Annotated in this window: 25 protein-coding genes; 13 read left to right on the top strand and 12 right to left on the bottom strand. The window is 56.7% G+C overall.

Annotated elements, in window-relative coordinates; translation table 11 throughout:
* Nucleotides 1-19: 19 nt before the first annotated feature.
* From ACGYLO_RS18070 to ACGYLO_RS18060, 3 genes are read right to left on the bottom strand one after another with little or no spacing between them, the layout of a single operon-like run.
* On the bottom strand, nucleotides 20-1039 hold the full coding sequence (locus tag ACGYLO_RS18070) for a hypothetical protein (protein WP_394377046.1): 1020 nt from the start codon (nucleotides 1037-1039) through the stop codon (nucleotides 20-22).
* Nucleotides 1036-2628: an ATPase, T2SS/T4P/T4SS family gene (locus tag ACGYLO_RS18065; protein WP_394377045.1), complete on the bottom strand. Its 1593-nt coding sequence runs from the start codon at nucleotides 2626-2628 to the stop codon at nucleotides 1036-1038. The genes ACGYLO_RS18070 and ACGYLO_RS18065 overlap by 4 nt, the downstream gene beginning before the upstream one ends.
* A gap of 4 nt (nucleotides 2629-2632) precedes the next feature.
* Nucleotides 2633-3454 (bottom strand): hypothetical protein, encoded by an 822-nt coding sequence (locus ACGYLO_RS18060; protein ID WP_394377044.1) that lies wholly within the window; start codon nucleotides 3452-3454, stop codon nucleotides 2633-2635.
* A 220-nt stretch (nucleotides 3455-3674) separates the two neighbouring features.
* Here ACGYLO_RS18060 and ACGYLO_RS18055 point away from each other — a divergent pair, with 220 nt between their 5' ends.
* The 3 genes from ACGYLO_RS18055 (at nucleotide 3675) to ACGYLO_RS18045 (ending at nucleotide 7679) form a co-directional block, all read left to right on the top strand.
* Nucleotides 3675-6032, top strand: a complete 2358-nt coding sequence (locus ACGYLO_RS18055) for a Hint domain-containing protein (RefSeq protein WP_394377043.1) — start codon at nucleotides 3675-3677, stop codon at nucleotides 6030-6032.
* Between the two features lie 70 nt (nucleotides 6033-6102).
* Nucleotides 6103-7275: a hypothetical protein gene (locus ACGYLO_RS18050; protein ID WP_394377042.1), complete on the top strand. Its 1173-nt coding sequence runs from the start codon at nucleotides 6103-6105 to the stop codon at nucleotides 7273-7275.
* On the top strand, nucleotides 7260-7679 hold the full coding sequence (locus ACGYLO_RS18045; RefSeq protein ID WP_394377041.1) for a hypothetical protein: 420 nt from the start codon (nucleotides 7260-7262) through the stop codon (nucleotides 7677-7679). The genes ACGYLO_RS18050 and ACGYLO_RS18045 overlap by 16 nt, the downstream gene beginning before the upstream one ends.
* Here the strand turns inward: ACGYLO_RS18045 and ACGYLO_RS18040 are convergent.
* Together ACGYLO_RS18040 and ACGYLO_RS18035 are read right to left on the bottom strand one after the other, a co-directional pair.
* Nucleotides 7676-8785 carry a beta-ketoacyl synthase N-terminal-like domain-containing protein gene (locus ACGYLO_RS18040; protein ID WP_394377040.1) on the bottom strand — a complete coding sequence of 370 codons (1110 nt, stop codon included), beginning with the start codon at nucleotides 8783-8785 and terminating at the stop codon, nucleotides 7676-7678. The two genes, ACGYLO_RS18045 and ACGYLO_RS18040, sit on opposite strands and share 4 nt — an antisense overlap.
* Nucleotides 8782-9072 carry a hypothetical protein gene (locus tag ACGYLO_RS18035; protein WP_394377039.1) on the bottom strand — a complete coding sequence of 97 codons (291 nt, stop codon included), beginning with the start codon at nucleotides 9070-9072 and terminating at the stop codon, nucleotides 8782-8784. The genes ACGYLO_RS18040 and ACGYLO_RS18035 overlap by 4 nt, the downstream gene beginning before the upstream one ends.
* Nucleotides 9073-9329: 257 nt before the next feature.
* On the opposite strand from ACGYLO_RS18035, the gene ACGYLO_RS18030 reads away from it, so the two are divergent.
* The 4 genes from ACGYLO_RS18030 to ACGYLO_RS18015 all read left to right on the top strand — a co-directional run bounded on the left by ACGYLO_RS18030 (nucleotide 9330) and on the right by ACGYLO_RS18015 (nucleotide 14296).
* The gene (locus tag ACGYLO_RS18030) at nucleotides 9330-10118 is read left to right on the top strand and encodes a hypothetical protein (protein WP_394377038.1); all 789 of its coding nucleotides are present in this window, start codon (nucleotides 9330-9332) and stop codon (nucleotides 10116-10118) included.
* 234 nt (nucleotides 10119-10352) lie between these two features.
* Nucleotides 10353-12314 carry a hypothetical protein gene (locus ACGYLO_RS18025; protein WP_394377037.1) on the top strand — a complete coding sequence of 654 codons (1962 nt, stop codon included), beginning with the start codon at nucleotides 10353-10355 and terminating at the stop codon, nucleotides 12312-12314.
* Nucleotides 12315-12503: 189 nt separating this feature from the next.
* Nucleotides 12504-13271, top strand: a complete 768-nt coding sequence (locus ACGYLO_RS18020; RefSeq protein ID WP_394377036.1) for a hypothetical protein — start codon at nucleotides 12504-12506, stop codon at nucleotides 13269-13271.
* A 245-nt stretch (nucleotides 13272-13516) separates the two neighbouring features.
* Nucleotides 13517-14296, top strand: coding sequence for a hypothetical protein (locus ACGYLO_RS18015; protein WP_394377035.1), 780 nt, complete (start codon nucleotides 13517-13519; stop codon nucleotides 14294-14296).
* A gap of 46 nt (nucleotides 14297-14342) precedes the next feature.
* Here the strand turns inward: ACGYLO_RS18015 and ACGYLO_RS18010 are convergent, their stop codons facing one another.
* Genes ACGYLO_RS18010 through ACGYLO_RS18000 form a run of 3 tightly spaced genes read right to left on the bottom strand, consistent with a single transcriptional unit; the run spans nucleotide 14343 to nucleotide 16213 of the window.
* Nucleotides 14343-15188: a metallophosphoesterase gene (locus ACGYLO_RS18010; RefSeq protein ID WP_394377034.1), complete on the bottom strand. Its 846-nt coding sequence runs from the start codon at nucleotides 15186-15188 to the stop codon at nucleotides 14343-14345.
* A 1-nt stretch (nucleotide 15189) separates the two neighbouring features.
* Nucleotides 15190-15849, bottom strand: a complete 660-nt coding sequence (locus ACGYLO_RS18005; protein ID WP_394377033.1) for a hypothetical protein — start codon at nucleotides 15847-15849, stop codon at nucleotides 15190-15192.
* A 31-nt stretch (nucleotides 15850-15880) separates the two neighbouring features.
* Nucleotides 15881-16213 carry a hypothetical protein gene (locus ACGYLO_RS18000; RefSeq protein ID WP_394377032.1) on the bottom strand — a complete coding sequence of 111 codons (333 nt, stop codon included), beginning with the start codon at nucleotides 16211-16213 and terminating at the stop codon, nucleotides 15881-15883.
* Nucleotides 16214-16430: 217 nt separating this feature from the next.
* Here ACGYLO_RS18000 and ACGYLO_RS17995 point away from each other — a divergent pair, with 217 nt between their 5' ends.
* The 5 genes from ACGYLO_RS17995 (at nucleotide 16431) to ACGYLO_RS17975 (ending at nucleotide 20497) form a co-directional block, all read left to right on the top strand.
* The gene (locus ACGYLO_RS17995) at nucleotides 16431-17048 is read left to right on the top strand and encodes a hypothetical protein (RefSeq protein WP_394377031.1); all 618 of its coding nucleotides are present in this window, start codon (nucleotides 16431-16433) and stop codon (nucleotides 17046-17048) included.
* A 91-nt stretch (nucleotides 17049-17139) separates the two neighbouring features.
* Nucleotides 17140-17649: a hypothetical protein gene (locus tag ACGYLO_RS17990; RefSeq protein WP_394377030.1), complete on the top strand. Its 510-nt coding sequence runs from the start codon at nucleotides 17140-17142 to the stop codon at nucleotides 17647-17649.
* Nucleotides 17650-17859: 210 nt separating this feature from the next.
* Entirely contained in the window at nucleotides 17860-18063 is a 204-nt protein-coding gene (locus tag ACGYLO_RS17985) for a hypothetical protein (RefSeq protein ID WP_394377029.1), read from the top strand.
* 26 nt (nucleotides 18064-18089) lie between these two features.
* Nucleotides 18090-20207 (top strand): NAD-dependent DNA ligase LigA, encoded by a 2118-nt coding sequence (gene ligA, locus ACGYLO_RS17980; RefSeq protein ID WP_394377028.1) that lies wholly within the window; start codon nucleotides 18090-18092, stop codon nucleotides 20205-20207.
* Nucleotides 20204-20497 (top strand): hypothetical protein, encoded by a 294-nt coding sequence (locus ACGYLO_RS17975; RefSeq protein WP_394377027.1) that lies wholly within the window; start codon nucleotides 20204-20206, stop codon nucleotides 20495-20497. Before ligA ends, ACGYLO_RS17975 begins: the two co-directional genes overlap by 4 nt.
* An 11-nt stretch (nucleotides 20498-20508) precedes the next feature.
* Here ACGYLO_RS17975 and ACGYLO_RS17970 read toward each other — a convergent pair whose 3' ends face one another.
* Nucleotides 20509-20847: a hypothetical protein gene (locus ACGYLO_RS17970; RefSeq protein ID WP_394377026.1), complete on the bottom strand. Its 339-nt coding sequence runs from the start codon at nucleotides 20845-20847 to the stop codon at nucleotides 20509-20511.
* 291 nt (nucleotides 20848-21138) lie between these two features.
* Between ACGYLO_RS17970 and ACGYLO_RS17965 the strand changes: the two genes are divergently transcribed.
* Nucleotides 21139-21447 (top strand): hypothetical protein, encoded by a 309-nt coding sequence (locus ACGYLO_RS17965; protein ID WP_394377025.1) that lies wholly within the window; start codon nucleotides 21139-21141, stop codon nucleotides 21445-21447.
* A gap of 3 nt (nucleotides 21448-21450) precedes the next feature.
* On the opposite strand, the gene ACGYLO_RS17960 is transcribed toward ACGYLO_RS17965, so the two are convergent.
* Genes ACGYLO_RS17960 through ACGYLO_RS17950 form a run of 3 tightly spaced genes read right to left on the bottom strand, consistent with a single transcriptional unit; the run spans nucleotide 21451 to nucleotide 22558 of the window.
* On the bottom strand, nucleotides 21451-21762 hold the full coding sequence (locus ACGYLO_RS17960; protein WP_394377024.1) for a hypothetical protein: 312 nt from the start codon (nucleotides 21760-21762) through the stop codon (nucleotides 21451-21453).
* 14 nt (nucleotides 21763-21776) lie between these two features.
* Nucleotides 21777-22037 (bottom strand): hypothetical protein, encoded by a 261-nt coding sequence (locus tag ACGYLO_RS17955; RefSeq protein ID WP_394377023.1) that lies wholly within the window; start codon nucleotides 22035-22037, stop codon nucleotides 21777-21779.
* Nucleotides 22034-22558 (bottom strand): hypothetical protein, encoded by a 525-nt coding sequence (locus tag ACGYLO_RS17950; RefSeq protein ID WP_394377022.1) that lies wholly within the window; start codon nucleotides 22556-22558, stop codon nucleotides 22034-22036. The genes ACGYLO_RS17955 and ACGYLO_RS17950 overlap by 4 nt, the downstream gene beginning before the upstream one ends.
* Nucleotides 22559-22565 lie beyond the last annotated feature (7 nt).

The raw sequence follows: 22565 nt of genomic DNA, 5'->3' as shown, positions 1-22565 counted from the left end.
TTATGCTTTTTGCAGTTGGTTAGTTGATGACGTTGACGATACCGAAAATGGTCTGACCCACCACGGCGATGAAAGCGGCTGTGATCATCATCAAGACGATGTTCAGCGCGGAAACGGCGGTTTTCACCTTCGCTTCCAAGCGGCGCAGCCAGGATTCCGCGTATGCACGGAAACTTGATACCCAGTTCTTTTGTTCAGCATATGCCTCCAGCACTGCGTTAAGTTCAGGGTCCGGAAAATCCATTCCGGCTTCGATTGCAGCAGCCCCGATATTCATAGAGCTGATGTTTTTCTCAATTGCCATAATACGGCTTTTCGCATAGCGAGAGGAGTCTTTTGACAGCGTTCGCATCAAATTACTGTTGATAGAGTTCCCCACGGCGGCGTTTTCCAACACAACGAAAGTGAAGGTCGCGCCAACTTTAAGGCGATAGAGCGAGAACGGCGGGATGCGGTCCAGACGGGTTCGAAGTGGACCCACATAGTTCAACTGAACGACTTTATATACCGCATAGGCAATCCCCAGGTAGATGAAGATCATGAAAGGATTGTCCGCCACATAAAGTGCTGCAGAAGCAACGGTTTGCCAGGTTCCTGGCCACTCCTCCATAGGGGAAACAAGCATCAAGGTGGGGTAGAAGTCCTTGCCGAGGAAGAACAACAAGACCGTCATCATGATCAGAATGAAGACCGGGCGGAAGATGGCCGACATGATCGCGGAGTGGATCTCGGCTTCCACCTCAGCAATACGACCGGCAGCCCGGAAAAGGTCTGCATCAGAACCATGTCCGAACTTCGCAAAAATAAGCGACTCGGATTCTGGCGTATATTTGCGAACCACCTCTTTGAAGCGATCTGATGCTAAACTTTTTCGCAACTCTTCCAGGATCGACTTGATCCCCGGCCCGCGTTTCTCGAACGTCTTGCCGACGAGATCAAGTGCGCGGCCGAGTTCCATGCCTGTGCCGGTAAGGTCGGCAAGCATCAACCAGACTTCAGCCCGCATGCGCCGATTGAAGAAGAGACCTTTGAGGTTCATGAGGACTTCCTTTTATCCATAAGGTTCTGGATCCAGCCCACATAGACAGGATCGATCTGGAGATCGGTTTGAACCGTTTTGCCAATTGGTGCGCCCTTCTTGATGGCACTCTTAGGATCGATCGCTCCCATATTCACCATATACGAGAGCTTCTGTTTCAAGGTGATACCACCCATGCCGCCCTTCTCGACCGGTGCCTCCCAATAGTTTTTGGCACCGATGGCGTCATTGGCGCGGATCTTCTCCAGATAGGTATCATCAGGCTCAATATATTCCGCCAGGGCGACAAGGCGCTGGAAACCGGACCAGGCCTTCTCGGCCTCGGACCCTTTCACCTTCGACCGACATACAGGACAACCTTCGAGGTTGCGGTGCATGAACCCATCATCCCCCCGGGTCGCGCAGACGCAAAGCAAAGGCACGAGCGTTTGCTTCATCATCAGCTTCAAGGAATCTGGTTTGGACAATTCGGTTGGCTCGATGCCCATGTCGATCAATCTGAACGGAATGGAGTTCACAGAGTTGATGTGGATCGTGGTCCACACCTGGTGGCCTGTTTCAATGAACTGAAGCACCTGCCGTGCGGCTTCTGCGTCTCGGACCTCGGAGACCACACCGACGTGCGGGTTGATCCGCACAAAGTGCATAAGCGCTGAACGGTAGTTCTTCGTCCGCTGTGCCGCGTCACCTGAAGATTGGATTGGGATCTGGATGATGCCCGGCTCGTCGAGCTTATATTCCACGGGGTCCTCGACTGTAACGATAGAGATGTTGCCATCATGCTCTTGGTACTGACGTTTGATCGCTGAGATAATCGTCGTCGATTTACCGTCGCCCGTCTCACCACCAATCATTACGGCACCCTTCATGCCGTCGCGCGCACGCTGAAGCGCCTCAAGAACTTCAGGATCGAGGCCCAATGACTCCAGAGATGCCATCTCTTCACTCTCACGGTAGAAGACACGAATGGCCAGGTGGTCCATGATATCGGAGCTGGTTTCGTGGAAGCCCTTTTGGCAGCGCAGCTTGAGAACATTCTCAGGCAGCACGAGACCTTGGGACTTGTTCTTGGAGGAAGATACCGAAAAGCCCTGGAATTCACCCATTGTCTTTGTCGAGTGACCTGCCCCTTCATCCCGCGCGTCGAAAATATAGGAAATCAGAGCGTTACCCTCGAGCGACGTCACCGAGGCGCCGTAATCGATCTCCTGACCTGCGATGATAAAACGCACCACCGTCCGCTCGGGGGTCCGGATGATCTTGATGTCCGCAGCCTTTGAATTGGCTGCGTCCCGAAGAATGCGGTCAGCGATCCGCTCATGGCTTTCCAGTTTGTCGCCGGTGCCATGAGAGACCACGGCATGATAATGCGCCATGACATCGGAGCCGGAAACCTCTTCCAGTTTCGGATCGACGTTCAGTTCCTTACGCACATAGGTCTGGGCATCGCGCACGAAGGCGTGGAACTTCTTGCCGGTGGCGAAGAAGATGTCACCATTCTCGTAGACCGCCACGATCTCGCGCCGCTCTTCAGGTGCATCGATCAGGCCGTTCTTGTAGATTTTCTTGGAGGATCCAAAAATCGACATGTGATTACTCCAGGAAATGTGTGTTGCCGGCCTTCAGGAGCTCAACGACGCCCCGCTCAATGCCGACCACGCGACTGCCGTCATCCATCTTGTCGCCGGGGCGCACTGTGAAGATTGCATTGCCGTCTACAAGCATGGCCTTCCAACCCATCGGGTCTTTCATGACCGCGGCCAAAGTATAGGGCGGAGGCACGATAACCGGCTCAGGCTCGACCTCTTCAACGATTTCGATGTCGATCTCTTCGAGCTCAAGATCTTCGATCGGATCGGGCATCTGGATCGGGTCAGGCGTGGGCAGATTGCGGGGCGGGACATCCGCATTGGGCAAAGAAGCGATCTGGTCGATGGCATCCTGAGCCGCTTCGGGCGCCGGGGGTGCAACGGGCGCGATGATGGGCTGGAAAAGCTCCTTCAGGCGCATCTCATTCTCGGCGATGTTGATCAGCGCGCGTTGGCTTTGACGGCAAATTGCCAAGGTTTGCTTCTCAATAGCAAGAGCGACGAGCGTGTCCTCAGGGTTCACCAGGTTGGAATATGCATTCCGGATTTTCTCAATGGGGCACTTGAAAGGAACAAAACCATCTTCCTGCTCCAGCTGTGAGGTGGCGATCGTCGAGATGACAACCGGCTCTGCAAGGGTTTCGGCGGCTGCAGCTTCACTGTCAGGCGCATCCTGCGCGGCAGCCAGTACAGGCAGAAAAGCTGCGATTGCCGCCAGCGTGTATGTTTTCATTTTCATGTGTAAGACCTTAATCCGCGAGTTTTCACTGCAAACACTAGAGGATCTCGATCCGCTTTTCTCTATGCGAATTTGAGTAATCCACATAAAACAGCAACCCCGCAGACATGTTGCGTGGTGCTCGAGGGAGCCTATGGCGCCAGAATTACGCGTAAAACAATCGTAACAAGCTGCGTATCCTCCAGCCCCACCCCCGCTCGGTCTGCCTCAATCCCCACCAATAAGAGATCAAGCTACACTTTTCGCTGAGTGTTAAGCTTGAATCCGATTAAGATTATCTGAGCAAATATATGAAAGGCTGAACACTATGATCAGGAAAAACCTGCTCTTGACTGCTTCGGTAGGTGCCATTGCTGTGACTGGTGCTTTCACGGCAAGCGCGCAGACCGAGGCGATGAAAACCGATGCCTTCACCAGTGACGGCAAAGCACGCACTGCATCGGAAACTGCGGAGCTCTACACGAGCACCATCGCCTATTTGATGGAAACCATCGAAAAGGACATCCGCAATGATGCGGGTGTTGCTGTCATCAATGCGATGCGCAGCGGCCAGCTCAACCAGCTGCCCTCGATGGACAGCAACACCTTGAGCCTCATCGACGCTCTGGGCATTCGTGCCGTCGTTGTTGACGCCGACCCCGCCCCGGATGTCGAGGACGAGCGCATCGTGGTCTATGTGACTGACGAAAATATGCGTCAGAACATCTCGCGCGCGGATGTGGAAGCTGAGGCGAAGCGCAACGACTATAATGGCATCATGCGCATCCAGAACGGTGTGGTGATCGGCCCCGAAGGGCAGTTCGATCTGCCTTCCGACATGCCTGGCGGCGTGCCGACGGCGGCTATCGGCGCCTATATGGGGATCAGCGGCAACGACAAGGTCACCTCTGGCGGCAGTGGTTCTGTCGAAGTACGTACCTTGGCCTGTGAAGCGGGTTACTATGGCACGGGGCGTGTCTATGAGTATGAGATTTCCCGGACGACAGACCTCGGCGGCAATACGACCGACATTACCGAGTCCGATGCAGACCGGAGGTTAATCTCCGAGAACTGCTCACCTGAGTCTGTGGAGCTGGTCCGGTATTTCGATGTATGTACTGCACCCGATGGCACCACCGGGCAGGCACTCTATGAAGCAGACCAATATGTCCGTCAGAGCGCTTCGAACCCTTTCGAGACTGAAGTTTGGATCGATAAAGCCAATGGTGTCCGCATCAATGATGCCGAATGTTTGGCTGGCGATCGGATCTCCGACACCCAGGACATTCTGATCACCGGCAACGGCACCGCGCCGCGCGAACTGCAGTTGAAAACAAATGCCACTGCGGGTGATATCGGGACCGGTGCCAACCGGGTGCCAGCCGATCTTCACGGTACAGGCGACTACACGATCCCTTTCCTGCCGAACGCCACTTCGGACTTCCAGTTCAGCCGTAGCTGTGCGGCTGAATATGGCTCCGTTGGCATTCCTGGCGGCTTCCGCGGACCAAGCATTTTCAGTGGTCAGTCCCGGTATTTCCGCGACTATAACCGTCGGGAGACCTATTTCTCCGACGATCCGACCGAATACATTCTGAACTACGATCTTGTTCGGGATCCAAACCCCTACGGGCACCCCTCGAAGGGCCGCGGGACGATCAATACGGCTTATGGTAGCGCACCATCGGGTGATGGCTGGTACAAAGGCTCTGAAAACTGTCAGCGTCAGCTGACACGCGATGAGCGTCAAGATCGGACAGTCAGCTGTGCAAGTGGCTACCCGAGCCACCCCAATGGTTCTTACAGCCAGCGCCGTACTGGTGAAGGCTTCTATACGCAGCGCCCCGGCCGCTCGCCCTCCCTGAATACGATCGCTTGGAACCCCTGGTATGAGACCGGGAACAGCTGCTATTACACCAGCGTGCGCCGCACAACCGAGAGCCGCACCGTGCCGACAACTTCCGGCGGGCAGGACTGCGATCAGCCTCAAACGCGGACATTGGTTGTGACCACGGATTATTTCCATTCGGGAGGCAGCAACAGCTCGTCGCGCTACGATCCGAACTGGACAAACAATGGCGGGCCGACCAATTGCATCGCACCGCCACCTCCTCCTCCGCCACCACCCCCGCCATCGACTGGTGGTGGGGGTGGTGGCGGAGGAGGAGGCGGTCAGAGTGCCGATGCCTCCTGTGGCTGTTCGGACTCCGGTGATGGACCCGGCACGCCCGGTTATGGCGGCGGTGGTGGCGGCGGCGGTGGTGGTGGTGGCGGGTGCTTCGCCCCTGACACGCCTGTGACCATGGCTGACGGAACCACAAAGCCGATCTGTGAGATCGAAATCGGTGATGAGATCGCCGAAGGCGGCATCGTTCTGGTGCTTGGTGAGTTCTACGTCAACGACGTCTACCACCTCGAAGGTGTCCGTGTGACCGCCTCGCACGTTGTGAAGAACGACGATGGCTGGATGCGTGTCTCTGAAGATCCACGCGCGGTCGCCGAGCTGCCGCGTTGGCAGAAGACCTGCAACCTGATCACCTCGAACAACCGGATGATCTGTGGCGGCATTCTCTTCGCCGATCAAACCGAGTTCGGTGGTGTCTTCCTTGAGGACATGATGGCGATGGATGAAGACAAGCGCCTCAGCGAGATGAACGCAGAAATCGTTCAGCGCCAGGTGGCATAATTCGCACCAGCGCATAGATGAGAGAAAGGCGCCCCCGGGCGCCTTTCGAATTTGAACGGGGGGTCAACTCATGGAACACGAAAAAGAAGGCATCTTTGCCTCTATTGAGCGGTCTGACACGGGTGTCACCGTCAAGGATTTCGAAATCGAGGAAGGGCTGCTCATGGCCTTTGGCGAGGAGCACTACCTTCCCGCCTTCAAAGAGTTCCTCGTCTTTGTCGAAAGCGGCAATGCGAAAGAAATTCGCTTCGAGGTGACCCGCAGCGGATATCGCATGCTTCTCGCCCGCTTTGGCTATGCTCTCGTCGATGGGGTGATGATCAAGCGCATTGGCGATGTGGCCTTGACCCAAAAAGCCAACTTGGCCGCGGCGACCTTTGACAGCATGTCAGGCAGCGCCTTCGCCGCGGACGCGCTGATCAAAATGGCAGATGGCAGTGAGATCCCCGTCTCAGAGCTTGAGGTAGGCAATGAGGTCGCCGCAGGCGGCATCGTCACCACAATCCTTCGAGGCCGTCAGCGCAGTATTACTGATATTGGCAGTATCCGCTGTGGGTCTGGATCTGGGATCTTTCATGACGGCCGTTGGATCCGCGCGCGCGACCACCCGGATGCCGTACCGGTCTGGTTTCGTGATGGCATGGAGGGGTACACCATCGGGACAGTGAACCACCGCATGATGGTCAACGGTGAGATGTTCTCGGACTTCTATGAGACCATCACGCGCTACAAGGAGCTCTCCGACTTCTCGGACCAGGCGGTCTCCATCATGAATGCGATGCAGGAGGATGACGACAAGGCAGGCTGGACCACGCGAATGTGGCGCCGGGAGGAGCTAGACATTGTCCGCCCTTGGTGGGGGAAGATGAAAGAGGCGGGCTACGGCGATTGGGGGGATGGTCCCGCGATCGATGAGATCGGCCGTATCGGCTTTCTGGCTGAACTCGAGGGCCGCCCGGTCGCCTGTGTCTTCCTCTATTTCCCGCCCTCGGCACGCTATGCCGCCATCTATTCGGCGATCTGTGATGTCACAACCTCATACCATGCCTGTTTTCGGGGGATTGCCCTGGCTGCCAAAGCGTCGATCGAACACTGCCGTGAGGTTGGTGTCGAAGAGATCGTCAGCTACGTTCACACGCCGGCAGTGGTAAAATCATTCGAGTTGGCCGGTTACCGGCATGACGAGAAGCAATACAACAACATCTATCTCAGCGAGGAGATTATCCCATGGCTGGAACCCTGATCTGCCGCGAAGACACGCCTCACGATCGCCCAGCGGTCCTCGATCTAATTGAGGCGGTCTACAATAAACGAACGGGCGACAAGATCTTTCCGGATGATCGTTTGGTGGTCGAAGAGAATGACAGGATCGTTGGCTTCGCCGCGCTCTACCGTCTTGATGATGTGGTCATTGGTGCAGTGGATTGGTGCGCCATTGAAGAGGGTCGCACTGAGGAAGATATGGTTGCCATCCTCGGCGCCCTCATCGAGGGGATGCGCGATCTCAAGGAGCGTTACGCACTGCGCGCAATCATGCTCCACACACCCTACGACGAAATCCGCCAACACCTGGGTGCGGCGGACTTGCAAGTCGGTGAGCAAAAGATCCGGCGGCTCGGGTTCACCAATCCGCCCCCTCAAGCCTAAATCGGCTTGAAGATGGCGGCCGAGTAGATATTGCCCATGCCCGCGGCAAGCGACAGGATATTGCCCTTCGGGGCATCCACTGCTTTGGAAAGATAGACCGCATCATCACTGGTCCGGTTGGCGATGGCAGGCACTTTGCCGCGCTTCATGTCTTCTAGCAGCAAGATTGTCTCCAGCAAGCCGCTGGGACCCATCGTATGACCGATCTCGGGCTTGTAGGATGTCGCCACAAAATCGGTGAGACCTGCAGCCTCAATGCCTGCCTTCTCAGACTGGTTGTTCAGATCGGTCCCGGTGCCATGGGTTTTGATCACGGAGATCTCGCGCTTGGAGATCTGCGCCTTATTCAGCGCCCCCTCGATGGCATCGGTAAAACCCTGACCGTCCAGCCGCTGGCCGATCGAATTGTCCAGCACCTCAGAGGCGGTGAACTGGCCCAGCATCTGTGCCATGGGATTTTCCATACCATCATGACCGCGATCGAACACGGCCAGTGCTGCCCCCTGCCCCAGCCGAAAGCCGCCATTCACGCCATCAAAGGCGGAAGGGAGCAGTCCCTTTGCTTCATCCTCGATCGTCACGCTTGCGCCGGCTTCTCCGAAGATGTTGAGCTGCGTGTTGCAGACCACATCATCCACAGCCACCACGACCACGCGGTCGAACCCATAGTTCTCGATCAGATTGGCAACATCCATCATCACTTTCAGAGAGGACGCGCAGGCCGAGCCATCTGTAGAGACATGGCCCGTGGCCCCAAAGCGCGACGCCATGCGTCCCGCGTAAATCTGGGTCATCGAGATATAGGGCAGCTTGAGCTTGTACTCGAGTTTTGGATCCTTCTGAGGAAACCGCCCTGAATCGTGGATCCAGATCTGGCTGCCGGTCGACAAGATCAACGCCGTCTTGCCGCGGTTGCTTTCAGCGATCATCTCGCAGAACGGCTCATCGAGGCATTTTTCCATCAGGTTGTGCGGTGGATAGGAGATGCCGAGCCTGGCCCGCTTATAGGTGTCAGGGAAGAAATGCGCGCGCTGGGGGACATTGATGTCATGAAATTCATGCAGGTCACCCCCGGATATGGTGCGGGCGTGGGTGAGGTAGATCATTCGATATACCCTTCGGCTTCCTCAAGTGTTTTGGGAATGCGTTCGCCATGCTTTTCCATGAACTCTTTCATGTCGCGCACGGTGCGCATGTCGCTTGCTTTATCGAGGACGTTCATAGGAACCTGATAGACTTCCCCCATGACGGTGATAACCAACGCCATGTCGAGACTGTCGAGACCTGTCCTCTCCTCCGAAAGGTCGGAGGCCAGCGACTTGGGTTTCTTGAACTTTGAAAAGTCCGGCTTTGTCTCTCGCACAACGGCTTCGAGAAGGTCGAGGAAGTCCATATTGCATCTCCTTGTACATTTGCGAAAATTGTAATCGCCGCAGTTTAAATTACCACTCCCCATACGGCAGATCGCAACAATTCATGTGGAAATCCTAGCTCAGAAGGTACTTTCCTTAACAAGGAGACAGGCGCCTCACCCGGATTGATATATTTAATGGGCGCTATCACAATATGTGGAGTTGCGAATAATGCAGGTAGCCTTGGAGGCGCGTGTGTGCGAAAATGCAAAAAACTGACTACGTCAAAGGACACTCCATGTTGAAGAAGCAGATCGCGCTCGCAGTTGCGCTGACCCTCACTGCGGCCGGCGCCGCCTCGGCGCAGAATGAGCCTTGGGAAGAGCCGCGGCCATCTGGTATGACCGATGCTCATACCGCTTATGCGGAGGAAGCGCATGAAGCGCATCTCGCAGCGGGCCTCGACAAGTTCGGATTTGATCCTCTGAAGGCAGAATGGGACTATCAGGTGAACCGTTTGCCTACGATGCCGGTCTCGAACATGTCCGTTGCCAAACTCAACTCGCTGATGAATGGCAGGTATTTCATCTATGACAACCAGAACCCGGGCTGGAGCGTGATGTATTTTGCCCCGAATGGCGAAACCCATTTCTGCGCAAATGCGCCTGATGGCAGCTACAATGAGTGGAAGGCAGATCGATACGTAACATCTACGCCGTTTGGCTTTGCTGGCATGCTGCACTGGGATCCAAAACGCGCGGAGACCGAGAAACCTCCTGTGCTTGCGACCAAAGGCTACCCCTTCGTGGCTGATCCAAATACCGGGATCGTCTCCAGTCCGCGGCGCGTATCTTACGGATGGCAGGCCCAGACTGGCTGGTTCCAGGATGACTACGCCACAGTCTTCGCAGAGCACTGCCGTGACCTGCCGCGCGTGTCCAAAATCAACTACAAGCAGGAAGGCGCAACGGTCGAAGATCTGGCCAAATTCGCCAACCCGGTCAAGGGCTTCAAGGTCGACTTCAGGAACGACCCGAATAACCCTCTGACAGCGGGCATGTACTACCACCTCTACCCACCACAGTAAGATGTAGACAGGATTGGGAGAGGGCGCCCCTCGGGCGCCCTTTCCCTTTGCTATACGATTTGTTCAATAAGTGAATTTCATTGTATTTTTTTACTGCATATCAGGAGAGCATATCTGAACTCCAAATAATCTCTGGATGAATCGCGAATAATACCCTGTCTTCCAAAGTATTGCCTGACCCAAGGGCCATCTCCGCGCTACCCTAAGGTGAGACCTATAGACAGGACGGCCGGTATGCTCAGCAAGAAATTCCTCATGACAGCGACCGCCTGCGCCATCGCGATGAGTGGCGCCACAGCGGTAAACGCACAGACAGAAGCGATGAACACCCGAGGGGTTGTGACTGACGGCAGCGTCCGGACAGCCTCTGAGACCGCTGAACTCTATGCGAGCACAATCGCATATCTTCTTCAAACGATCGAGAATGACATCACCGCAGACACAGGCACCTCAGTGATCGAGGGGCTGCGTGCAGGCCGCCTTGATGGCCTCCCGTCGATGAACGCCAACACCTATGGCTTGATCCAATCTCTGAACATCAGAGGTGTCGTCGTTGATACGGATCCAACCCCGGGCGTCGAGGATGAGCGCATCATCGTTTATGTCACCGATGATGACATGCGTCAGAACATCAAACGCGCAGACATTGAAGCCGAGGCCAAGCGGAACGAATTCAACGGCGTCATGCGGATCCAGAATGGCACCGTCATTGGGCCAGAGGGACGTTTTGACCTTCCCCGCAACATGCCCGGTGGCGTGCCCGTCGCGGCTGTAGGTGCCTATATGGGCATCAGTGGTAACGACAAGATCACGTCCAGCGGTGCGGGCTCAAAAGAAGTGCGCGTCATTGCCTGTGAGGCGGGTTACTACGGCACCGGCCGGGTCTATGAATATGACATTTCTCGCACAACCAATCTCGGCGGAGATGTTCAGGATGTGACCGAAGCGGATGCAAGCCGCAGGCTGATCTCCGAAAGCTGCGCGCCGGAGTATGCACAGCGGACCCGGTATTTCGATGCTTGCACGGCATCCGATGGCAGCACCGGCCAGGCGCTTTATGAGGCGGATCAATATGTCCGCCAAAGCAGTACGAACCCCTTTGAAACCGACGTCTGGATCGATCGTGCAAATGCGGTCCGCATCGATGAGGGTGAGTGCCTAGCAGGCGACCGTATCTCGGATGCGCAGGACTTCTTGATCAATGGGCGCACACAAGCTCCTGTGGAGCTCTCTCTGAAGAGCAGCACGTCCAACAGCGATCTGGGCAATGGGCCGAACAGGGTCCCCGCGGTTGTCGACCCTGCCAACGGCTCTGCGCAGGCAGTGAGCGGCATCCCATTCACGCCCAACTCGACGTCCGATTTCCAGTACACGCGCAGCTGTGCCGCTGAATATGCGCCGATCTCACCTCCGGCTGGGTATACGGGGCCAAACAGCTACACAGGAACCGTCTCCTACTTCCGGGACTATAACCGTCGCGAGACCTATTTCTCGGACAACCAGGCCGAATACATCCTGAACTATGACCTGGTGCGCGATCCTAACCCCTACGGCCATGCCCCCAAGGGTCGCGGTCCGATCGCATCCCCGAATGGCACAGCCACGCCGGGAGGTGATGGTTGGTACAAGTTCACCGAAACCTGCACGCGTGATCTGACACACCCAGAGGTTCAAACCCGCCAGGTGACCTGTGCCGCCAGATATGCTGCCTACCCCAATGGCAGCGTCAGTGAGCGCCGTGACGGGATCGGTGATTATCGCCAGACGACCCCGGACAACCCGGCAGCGAATGGTCCGACATTGCTTAGCATCACCTGGGATCCTTGGTATGAGACCGGCAACAGCTGCTCACGCACGACTGTGACGCGGACGAATGAGAGCCGCACCATTCAGACGACTTCTGGAAACCAGCGCTGTGACCAGCCTCAGCAGCGCACGCGGGTGGACACTCTCACGGAGTACCAGACCGGCGGCAGCAACACCAATACCAGCTATGATCCTGACTGGATCAACAGCGGCGGCACGTCGAATTGCACCACAATCAGCACTGGCAACAGTGGTGATGGCGGCATGAACGAGAACGCGCCGGGTACGAGTGATTCAGGCCAGAGCGACTACGGTGGCGATGGGGGCACCGGGCCGGGTGGTTCTGGGAATAGTGGTGGTGAGCCGGGAGGCGGACCGCCAGCACGCTAAAGCGACAGCCAGGCCGGGCATCACTGCCCGGCCTTAACTTTTGGTGTTGGGTTAATTTCCATAGAATTCATTTTTCGCACTTGATCTGTGAAAAAATATTACCAAATTGAGAACAGCAGCCCCAAAGACGGTGGCTCCGAGGACCAGGTTGTGCGAAAAGCGAGCCAAATACGAAATGGGAGACCTTGAATGTTGAAGACCTTCAAATATGCAGTTGCCGCGCTGGCTCTGACCGCTACAGCAGGCATGGCCGCCGAGCCCTGGAAGGGTGCGGCACCCCGAGGCACAACCTCTGCACACCAGCAAATGGCCGCACAGGCCTCGCGTGTGGCAGCCAGTGGCGTGAACTTCGGACTGAACCCTCTTTCCGTGGAATGGAATGGGGAGAAGAACCGCTTCGAAGGTTCTCCCGTGTCGAATGTTACTGGATCTTCGTTGAAGCAGGCAATCACAGGGCGCTACCATGTCTACCAAAGCCCGGGCCAGGATAAGTGGAGCGTGCGCTACTACGGCGCTGATGGGGTGGCCTACTTCTGTCGAGCTGCTGGGCGCGGCAAGCATCGTGAAGAGAAGAAGCACTATGGCGTTTCTCCATCGGAGTTTGGTCTTTATGGCATCCAATTCTGGGGCCTGACAAAAAACAAACCTACTGGAAAGCATATGTATTCTTGGCCGTTGGTTGCGGATGCGGCCACAGGTGAGGTCGCGGATTACAACTTTCATCGTCGTCGCTGGAAGCCGCAAGTCGGGTGGATCCAAAGTGAGTACGCCCCCGCCTTTGCAGAGCACTGCCCGAAACTGCCGCGTGTGAACGCTGTGTCGAACCAAACGGGTGATACGCTTCAGGAGTTGGCTCGCGGCGCTCGCCCGGTGCGCATCCAGCCGGCCTTCACCAGCAGCACACGGGCTCCCTTGACCGCCGGAATGTACTACCACTTCAATCCGCCGGTTCACTAAGGCAGGCTTCAGGTTAGAACAGAGCGGCGCCTACGGGCGCCGCTTTTGTGTGTCGCCCGTAGATAACGGAAGTCCGCTGATCGGCTGCCCCAACAGGGTAGAGCCCATCGATTTGTGGATGCTCAACCACTGGTCTTGTTTTTAGTTCAACAAAACAATCTATGTGTTACTCTTTTCGCAAAGAGACACCCTTTACTATGGACCCTCTGATGCTGGGTTCGAACAACACGGCAAGGGCACAATTAATGAAGCTTACGATCAGATCGATAATGGCACTCTTGCTTGCGGCCGGCGCTGGGCAAGCCAACCCTTGGGAAATGCCTGCGCCTGCCGAGATGACCCAGGATCACACCGCCCTTGCCGAAAGCGCGAACCGTATTCAGAGCAGTCTGAAAGAAGGGGGTTTCGGCTTACCCCCCGAAGAGATCAACTGGGCGAAAGATTACATCATGCTGAGCATGCCGATCTCGAATCTCTCTGTGCCGCAGTTGTCACAGCTGACTACAGGTCGTTATTTCGTTTTCGGTCTGAAGTCAGTCAATGCGCCCTGGGCGGTTCGGTATCATGACCCGAATGGCAAAACATACTTCTGCGAGCCTGTTCGTGGGGAATATCGAGAATGGGTGCTGGACCGCCATATCAAGCAAAGCAGTGTCGGCCTCGGCGGCATCCTGTATTGGAACTCAACTGGGGACCGACCACCCAGACCAACAGAGGGGAACAGCTGGGGCTGGTCCATAGTTGCCAATCCCGATACTGGCGAAATCGGCAGGTATCACCTCAAGGGTGACGAATGGACGATCGAATATGGCTGGTTCCAGGATGAATTCCCATCGGAAGCTTCTGTCCACTGTCCCAGGCTGCCCCGCGTAAGCGCAGTAAACACGCGGCAATCAGGGGCCACGCTGAAGGACCTCGCAAAAGCCGCCAAACCGATCCGCGGCTTCAAAGCGTCTTTCAAGAATGACCCAAGAAAGCCGCTTACCGCAGGGATGTACTATCATCTCTACCCGCCGCTGCGCTGATCGACAGATCCAGATAGAACAAAGGGCGCCTTGCGGGCGCCCTTTCTCATTCTATCATATCGTTGGGCTCATGCTCCAGCCGCGGCAGAACCTCGACCACACGTCCCGGATCAAAGGCACAGCCCTCCTTTGGATAGCCGCGCGCATTGCTGATGAAGGGAATGTCGCCATGGTACCCTTCGATCACCGCAGAGCGGTTGTCATGGGAGTGCCCACAAACCCATAGATCGATGTCTTTCTCACGCAGCTGCCAGCCCATATCCGAAGCAAAGCCTGCATTGGAGACATAGCGCGCTGGCGCGCCGACCTCGCGCAGCGGATGCACCATCTCCCGGACAGGAATATGGTGGGTCATCACGACCGTCGGTCCATCGAAGGGCTTATCGAGATGCGCCAGCACCGCCTCGCGGTCTTTCCAGTGCATCGCAAGCCAATCCTCGATCTCGAGGTGCCGTGTGGGGGTTATGCGGATCTTCGAGAAGTCATTCATCGCCTGGTAGACCGCAACGCGCGCCTGGGCCGACATTCCAGGGTAGAGATCAAGGTCCGTCCAAAGCGTGGCACCAATGATGCGCGTGCCGGCCACTTCGGTCACATCACCATCGAGTAGACGAATATCGGCACCGGCCGCATTCATCTTGGCGATGCGCGCCTGCTCTTCTTCAATGAGCTCAGGGATAACAGAACCATAGAACTCGTGGTTGCCGCGGACCATGATCACCGGCTTACGAAGCTGGTTCCACAGAAGCAAAGCCGCATCGACGTGACGGCCGTGGGTCGAGATGTCCCCGGCGAGCAAAAGTGCGTCTACGCCCAGCGCTTCATCAGGGATCTCGGGAATCTTGTTCCAGAACTCATCGTGCAGGTCCGTCCAGACCAGAAAACGTGCCATATCAGGGCTCCGGTTCATCGGGGGCGCGTTCACATGCCTCCCGTGCCTCTTTGATTTCTTCAACCGAGAGCTCGATCGAACCCAGAGGCTCATCCATCTCATAGCCGGCGACAAAGCTGGTGATCTGAACGCCCCAATCCTGTTCATAGAGCCGAACGGCGGCGCCGCCAATCTCGATCCAGGCACCTTGACCATGCGGGATGCTGAAATTTTCATCGTCCAGCGTGCGGACCGGCACATCCCCCTGCACTTTGATCACCAGATCGCTGTCGCTGATCTTTTCGGGGTCGACCGCCCAGAGGCGCGGGCCGACATGCATCTTCAGCAGGTCACCATCGAGCTCCTCGGGCATCTCGGGCTTGCCGTATGTGTCCTCATACCACGGCAAGTTCAGATCGCGCTCGGCATCGACGTCAAAGAGAATCCAGTCGAATTTATTCGCATGGGCAAAGCGCAAGATATGAATGAGATCTGCGGGCAGATCAGGCTCGCTCTTCCAGTTATCTTCCGCGCCGAGATAGGTGCTCATGGCATAGCCCGTGTCTCGCGACATGAAGCCACGCTTTTCACGGTTCTCGGCGCGCTCCAGCCAATTGCGGGTCGATACACTGAGATGCCCGGTCGAGCAGTCCATCATTTGAAGGGATACTGGTTTTGTCATCTGGTCTCTCCGATTTGTGGATGGGGTAGCCTCATGGGCCCGTGGGCGCGCTTTCCGCATCTCCGAAGATGGTCTGCCGGATATAGTCTTCCGAACAGCCCTCTCCGATCAGGTAGGCGATCTGCGCTTCATGACCTTCATTGTTGATGCCTGATGCATCGGCGTCAGCTTTGTCATGCAGATCATCGTAGTCATCATTCCCGCGCGTAGTATTGCCGGTCTCGGCCGCCACATGGTTGGCCATTTCAACCACCATCTCGTCGAGCTCCTCGGAAGCATCATCTGTGAGCGGATGGGCTTCCAGGAAAGCGGCGGCTCGTGCTTGAATGGCGGAGCTTACATCGGAAATTCTCGTATCGGTCATGCGAAATCCTTTCGTGTTATTCGCATCATATATGAGTGATTTGAAAATGACAGGGCCACACGCGCAGGTTATGATTATCTAAAGTATTTTCGCAACACATTTGTTAACATAAGCCTACCAGCCCAAAGGAGGCAAAACAGAGATGGTTCCGGGCCGCCGGTGTCGTCGAGGTCAACGATAAAGAGGCGCTAAGCCCCCTGGAGCACCGAAAGCGAAGATGACGACACTGACACAGACCTACAGGATGCAGCTAGAGTTCATAGATGACCGCCGCTTGAAAGTCGGCGGCATAAGGTTTCTGAGCCCCCAGTCCTTTGTGCTGTTGATCATCTTATCACTGCTGCCGGGCATGGCGAGTGCGCTCACCTTTGAGTTCCTCAACATCAATCGACCGGATCTGATTATCCCTCTCGTCCTGGCCCTCGAGATCCCTTTCGCCATATGGGTAAGCGGCTTTATGGGCGCGGAAGACAGGCAAACTATCAAGCATACCTTCACTACGATCCTGTCTCATGACTTTTCTCATATGGGTCCCAAGGACGTTATGAAGACGATCTTTTGGGGCGAGAACTCAGTCGTATTTTTCATCTTCAGGATTTGGGTGGCGGTGGTGGCTGGCATTCTGGTGACGGTGATCTTCGGCCAGATCGAACCCGTCCTTGCCTTGCGCTTCGATATGCCTGGATATCTGATCCTCATCATCAGTTTCTCGATGTTCTCCTATATCTTCATCCGCAATCTGTGCGAGGAGACAATCCGCGACCAGCTCGGCCACGCGATCCTGGCCTGCACGTTTTCAGCCTTCATCTTTGCTTGTGTCTATTACCTGACATAAGTCGATTTACTGCGAAAAACTTTATGTCAGCCATTGGAATTCGCAACAATCTAGCGTATCTGAAGACCAACAGATATGCAGGGGAATGGCCATGAGCGACACGCAGGAAACCAAGTCTGACAAATTTATTCGCTTGAGCACCATGCGCCTTCAAAAGGTTCTCGACGGTCTCCGAATTCTGGCCAACACGACCAATGTGCGCGACTACGATTACACCCCTGATCAAGCTTGTGAGATCGTTGATACTCTCTATGACAATATTGATGAGCTCTCCACCTCTTTCGGGGTCCCTCCGCGGGGCAAGATGGTCGCACAGGCCGCGGTAGAGGCCGACGGTATTCAGGCAGATGAAACGCCAGTGGCAGACCCAATCGTGACCGCTCCCAAGACCGCGCCCAGCGCCAGCGGTCCGATCGACGAGCATGGGCCCAAAAGCCGCATCGTTGAGATTGACGGTGAGAAGCTGCGGGTTGGCCCGGGTGAATGGTCCAGCCTCGAGCTGCTGCGTGCCGGCCCACATCTGGGCCTGGCGATGGAGGCCGTGATGGACGGCAATAACGACAAGGCGCTCGAATACCTCAAGAAGGTCATGATCGCGTGAAGACGCCCCTGATCACAGCATCGGAGAATGACACCAGAGAACTGCGGACTTTCTCGCGATTCCTACAGGAGCGCGCGGCCCATAAAGAGCTTGAGCGCGTGACCGGCCGTGAGCTTCCCATGGAGACCGCAACTGTCGATCGAGAGTGGTGGGACCCCCGTGGGGAGTTCCCGCGCGCGCCCGAAGCTGGATCCGAACCCGGAGGCCAGCATGAGTGAGGAATGTGAACACTGCAACTGGGAGTTTCCTGAGCCAGGATTAGCCGAGGCGGTTTTCGGTTCGCAGGAGTGCATGAACTGCGGCCTGACCAGGTCAATCGACAAAGATGATCGCCTTGAGGCGATCCAGTCATATGAGCAAAAGATCCACAACTGCGAGCAAGAGATTGCGCGCCTCACCGGACAGTCCAGCTGAGCCCCTATTTGATGAAAGATACCCCCATGTCCGAAGCTGTTTCCCTTGAGATGAAAGAGATTGCCCAGCGCCTTGAGGCGGCCAACTTGGCCTACCACCGCGATGATGCACCTGAGATCGATGACGCTGAATATGACGCGTTGAAGGCCCGCCTGCTGGAGCTTGAGGCGCAGCACCCTGACCTGAAGGACGCAGACACACCGACCGAGAAGGTTGGCGCGCCTTTGGCTGCGGGATTCGGCAAGATCACCCACAAGGTCCCAATGCTGAGCCTCGGCAATGCCTTTGAAGAGGATGATGTCTCCCGCTTCATTGCTCAGATCCGTGCTGTCTCGCGCGACGCCATGCTCACAGCGGAGCCGAAGATCGACGGTCTCTCCCTTGCCCTGCGTTATGAAAGCGGCGCGCTGGTCTCGGCCGCCACCCGCGGCGATGGTGCTGTCGGTGAAGATGTGACCGCCAATGCCCGCACGATCACTGATATCCCTCAGCGGCTCACCGGGGCGCCGGAGGTGCTCGAAGTGCGCGGCGAAGTCTTCATGAGCCACGATGATTTCGAGGCGCTGAATGCGCGTGCTGCGAAAAATGGCACCAAAAGCTTCGCCAATCCGCGTAATGCGGCCGCGGGCTCCATGCGCCAGTTGGATGCCAGCATCACGGCCGAGCGTAAGCTGTCTTTCTTCGCCTATGCCTGGGGTGACATGTCCGAGCCTTTGGCTGCGACACAGTCCGAGAGCATTGCGCGGCTGGCCGAGCTGGGCTTCCGGGTGAACCCATTGATGCGGCGCACCCAGCCCGTTGCAGAGGCCGGCAAGTCTTTGGTCACGCAGTTGACCGACTACCATGAAGAGGTCGCTCTGGCGCGCGCCGAGCTTGGCTATGACATCGATGGGATTGTCTACAAGGTCGACGATATCGCCACGCAGATCGCTCTGGGCTTCCGCTCCACCACGCCCCGCTGGGCTGTGGCGCATAAATTCGCCGCAGAGCGTGCCTGGACACGGCTGGAGGCCATCGAGATCCAGGTCGGCCGTACTGGTGTCCTGTCACCCGTAGCACGCCTCACACCCATCACAGTGGGCGGTGTCGTTGTCTCCAATGCCACCCTGCACAATCTTGACTATATCGCGGGTCGCGACAGTGCCGGTAATCCAATCCGCGGCGGCAATGACCTGCGCGTCGGTGACCGGGTGGAGATCTACCGTGCCGGTGATGTTATTCCGAAAGTGGGGTCTGTCGACCTCGACGCGCGCCCCGGCGATGCGGCCCCCTTCGTCTTCCCGAGCATCTGTCCGGAGTGCGCCTCCCCCACGGTGCGGGATGGCTCCAGCCTGCGTTGCACCGGTGGCCTGGCCTGCCCTGCTCAGGGTAAGGAGCGCCTGAAGCATCTGGTGTCCCGCGAGGCTTTCGATATCGATGGCTTTGGCGACACGATGGTCGACACGTTCTGGGGCGACGATGCCCTTCCCGTCCGTCAGCCTGTCGACATCTTCACCCTGCCTGCGCGTGACGCGGAGCTGGCGCGCAATGAAGCGCCTGGTGAAAACCGTGCCCTCGCCACCCGGTCGGGCTGGGGTCCCTCCTCTGCGAACAAATTGTTCTCTGGCATTGAGGCGGCGCGCTCTGTGCCCTTGGACCGTATGATCTTTGGCCTTGGCATCCGGCATATCGGCTCGACCACAGCAAGCCTCGTTGCGCGGACCTTCCTTGATTGGGAAAGCTTCTTTGCGGCCGCCACGGCCGTGGCCGAGGGCTCAGTATCTGAAGCGGCGCGTTTCCGTGCCGTTGATGGGATCGGCGATGCGGTGATTGGCGCGCTGCGCGAGACCTTCATGCCCGGCCCGGAGCGTGAGGCGATCGAGGCAATGGCCGCTCAGCTCGACATTCAATCTCTTGAGGCGCCCAGCACCAAAGACAGCACTGTTGCTGGTCTGACGGTGGTCTTTACCGGGACACTGACACAGATGACACGTTCCGAGGCCAAAAAGCAGGCCGAGAGTCTAGGCGCCAAGGTGGCGGGCTCTGTGTCGAAAAACACCGACATCCTCATCGCCGGGCCCGGCGCGGGTTCAAAAGCTGACAAGGCAGCGGCACTGGGCGTGAAGGTCATCGATGAGGCGGCCTGGTTGGAGATGATCGCGTGAACACTTCCCGAGTAGACCTTCCCACAGAACTGCCATGGCAGGCCGCTGAACAAGAGAGCTGGCCGGAGACGATTGTATTTGGCAGGCTGCGCTGGTTCCGTTACACCTATTTTGTCGAGGATACTCGCAACCCTGAAGGGCGGGTGATCGAGATTCACGGCCCGGATGGAACTCGGCTCTACCGCGGCGAAAGCGATGTCTGTGCAGACACGTTGGTGCGCATCGATATGATGGCGAAATATGAACGAAGCTGGAGGCTTAAGCGCAGAACGCTCATGGTTTCCCGATAGGCGGTTTGGGTTTAGAAACCTCCACCGCCGTCAAAGCCGCCACTGTAACCTCCTCCATCATAGCTCGAAGAGCTGCCGTTGTCGTAGTTTGAAGAGCCACTGTCGCTCGCGGCCGCATCGGGCGTAGTCGTTTCTGTCGGTGTGTCAGTGGCCGCCATCGCCAGTAGAACCGCATTCTGATCAGCAACACTGCGACGTTCGGCACTCGCCTTGCTGTCCCGGGCCCCCTCACGCGCGCTCCGACGCGGAGCTTCCTTGCGGGGCTCGACAGGGAAACCTGCAGACCTGAATGAAACCGGATCCAACTTCTCTTTTTCAGCGTTGCGTTTGCTCTTGAACCAGGAAAACATATTGCACCTCTAATATTTGACTTGTGGCCATTTTCACACGCAACTGTGTAATTCGCAAATCTGCCACATAGGCATAACTTGACCAACGAATAAGATGCGGTCAGGCTCAAAGAATGATGCCGCATTTCTTCATCAAGGCGACCGCCCGAATACACTGCTGATTTAGGCTGGGTATTTGGGAGTGCGCTGGCGCGGGTGGAGGATTTATAAACCTTTTGCAGCCGATTACTGCTGATCCGAGAGTTCGATTCTCTCCATTCCTACCAAACTATTTTTTAAAGTATGCCCATTATGATCATCATCGCCGTAGGCCTTTGGTTCGCCTTCGGAGACCCGCCCGAAACAGTCGCCAACTGGTTCTGGAAGGATAAAGCCGCGCCTTGGGAAGAGGTCGACGCTTATTATTTCCCAAACCGAACAAACATCACTGTGCATCAAGAGCGATTTGGTCTGGATGACGTCCAGGCCTGCCGCAACTGGGCTTACGCCCTTGCTGGTGCGCATCGTGACCGCTCGATGAGTAAAGGGGATTACGAATGCGGCATCGGCAGAATAGACGGCCATGATGGGCTCTCGGTCTACCGCATCACGGTGCGCTGACCCTCAGGGTGCAATCTCTTCCAACTCAGGATCACCCTCTTCCCGCCGACGTCCTGTATTTGGGTGCCTATGCCAGCCATCGGGCTCGCCGGACCCATCCCAGGTTTCCAGTGCCGCGGCGGCTTTCTCGTAGCCTGCGTAACACCAGCGATCCTCATACATGTTCTTGTCGCCAATGCGGCCAGTGATGATTGCATGGGTGAACATCAACGGCATGATGGCAGCGTAGCGCCCATCTCCTAGATCGCGTGCGTCTAAATAATTCGCCTCGTTCTCGAGCCAATGCAGGAAGGTGGCGTTCCGGGCTGCGGTCATTGCATTATCTGTCATCAGAAATCGATCTCATCGTATTCGAGCGGCTCTTTCTCATCGGCGCCATCCCCTCCTTCCTCGAACATCTCGAGGGCATCTGCAAGATCCTGATCTTCCGCAGGCGGTTTCTCGAGGTCGGTACGCTCCGCGAAGGGCGTTACCGAGTAATTCTCCGGGAGATCTGGGTAAAAGCTCATCTCGTATTCCCAGCGGCTGATCTCGGTACCGTCCGAAAATATCAGGAGATCCTTGATATGATTCTCGGCCACTTCGCTCACGGCGATACTTCCGCCTCAATGCTTTCAGGGGCGAGAGACGCCGGGTCGACCGGGCGACCGTCGTCGCCGGTGAGCTCTTCGTTGGTCTTCTCTCCAACCTTCCAACCCCAGAAAGTGATGCCAGTGGAGGGATCGAGGAGCACATCACCGAAAGCACGGACGCCGGTCGATACCTCAGGGACCTCTTTGAGGATGACGGCAGTAGCCACCTTCTTCAGAGCGGCTTCGAAGTCGTTGGCGAAGCCTGTAGTCGAGAAATTCACCTCAAGGCAGACATCGTCGTTGTCGAAGTGGAGGGCCGCATAGGTGCCCATGGATTTCAACGCGATCGAGAGCTGCTCGTAAAGCTCCGGGATCGTTATGTTCTCGTCGAAATGATCGACGCGCTGATCCACAGGCGTGACCTCGAAGTCATCCGATTTGTGGTTCCAGTCCCCTCGGTCGTATTCAGACCGCTCGGCGGTCTCGCCATCGGGCCAAGTCAGCAGGTCTTCGGGATGTTCATTGTTTTGATCGGTCATGCGGCGC

Source organism: Sulfitobacter sp. 1A13353 (genome assembly GCF_043557255.1).
Classification (GTDB): Bacteria; Pseudomonadota; Alphaproteobacteria; order Rhodobacterales; family Rhodobacteraceae; genus Sulfitobacter; species Sulfitobacter faviae.
Note: the sequence above shows the minus strand (reverse complement) of the source record. Positions and strands in the feature narration are given on the sequence as shown.

Coding starts and splice junctions, on each gene's coding strand:
- ACGYLO_RS18005 (WP_394377033.1), bottom strand. CDS start 15,849: ATGACAAAACCAGTATCCCTTCAAATGATGGACTGCTCGACCGGGCAT.
- ACGYLO_RS18040 (WP_394377040.1), bottom strand. CDS start 8,785: ATGATCTACCTCACCCACGCCCGCACCATATCCGGGGGTGACCTGCAT.
- ACGYLO_RS18025 (WP_394377037.1), top strand. CDS start 10,353: ATGCTCAGCAAGAAATTCCTCATGACAGCGACCGCCTGCGCCATCGCG.
- ACGYLO_RS18020 (WP_394377036.1), top strand. CDS start 12,504: ATGTTGAAGACCTTCAAATATGCAGTTGCCGCGCTGGCTCTGACCGCT.
- ACGYLO_RS18050 (WP_394377042.1), top strand. CDS start 6,103: ATGGAACACGAAAAAGAAGGCATCTTTGCCTCTATTGAGCGGTCTGAC.
- ACGYLO_RS18070 (WP_394377046.1), bottom strand. CDS start 1,039: ATGAACCTCAAAGGTCTCTTCTTCAATCGGCGCATGCGGGCTGAAGTC.
- ligA (WP_394377028.1), top strand. CDS start 18,090: ATGTCCGAAGCTGTTTCCCTTGAGATGAAAGAGATTGCCCAGCGCCTT.
- ACGYLO_RS17970 (WP_394377026.1), bottom strand. CDS start 20,847: ATGTTTTCCTGGTTCAAGAGCAAACGCAACGCTGAAAAAGAGAAGTTG.
- ACGYLO_RS18060 (WP_394377044.1), bottom strand. CDS start 3,454: ATGTGGATTACTCAAATTCGCATAGAGAAAAGCGGATCGAGATCCTCT.
- ACGYLO_RS18035 (WP_394377039.1), bottom strand. CDS start 9,072: ATGGACTTCCTCGACCTTCTCGAAGCCGTTGTGCGAGAGACAAAGCCG.
- ACGYLO_RS17985 (WP_394377029.1), top strand. CDS start 17,860: ATGAGTGAGGAATGTGAACACTGCAACTGGGAGTTTCCTGAGCCAGGA.
- ACGYLO_RS18065 (WP_394377045.1), bottom strand. CDS start 2,628: ATGTCGATTTTTGGATCCTCCAAGAAAATCTACAAGAACGGCCTGATC.
- ACGYLO_RS17965 (WP_394377025.1), top strand. CDS start 21,139: ATGATCATCATCGCCGTAGGCCTTTGGTTCGCCTTCGGAGACCCGCCC.
- ACGYLO_RS17950 (WP_394377022.1), bottom strand. CDS start 22,558: ATGACCGATCAAAACAATGAACATCCCGAAGACCTGCTGACTTGGCCC.
- ACGYLO_RS18000 (WP_394377032.1), bottom strand. CDS start 16,213: ATGACCGATACGAGAATTTCCGATGTAAGCTCCGCCATTCAAGCACGA.
- ACGYLO_RS18045 (WP_394377041.1), top strand. CDS start 7,260: ATGGCTGGAACCCTGATCTGCCGCGAAGACACGCCTCACGATCGCCCA.
- ACGYLO_RS18010 (WP_394377034.1), bottom strand. CDS start 15,188: ATGGCACGTTTTCTGGTCTGGACGGACCTGCACGATGAGTTCTGGAAC.
- ACGYLO_RS17990 (WP_394377030.1), top strand. CDS start 17,140: ATGAGCGACACGCAGGAAACCAAGTCTGACAAATTTATTCGCTTGAGC.
- ACGYLO_RS17995 (WP_394377031.1), top strand. CDS start 16,431: ATGACGACACTGACACAGACCTACAGGATGCAGCTAGAGTTCATAGAT.
- ACGYLO_RS18015 (WP_394377035.1), top strand. CDS start 13,517: ATGAAGCTTACGATCAGATCGATAATGGCACTCTTGCTTGCGGCCGGC.
- ACGYLO_RS17960 (WP_394377024.1), bottom strand. CDS start 21,762: ATGACCGCAGCCCGGAACGCCACCTTCCTGCATTGGCTCGAGAACGAG.
- ACGYLO_RS18030 (WP_394377038.1), top strand. CDS start 9,330: ATGTTGAAGAAGCAGATCGCGCTCGCAGTTGCGCTGACCCTCACTGCG.
- ACGYLO_RS18055 (WP_394377043.1), top strand. CDS start 3,675: ATGATCAGGAAAAACCTGCTCTTGACTGCTTCGGTAGGTGCCATTGCT.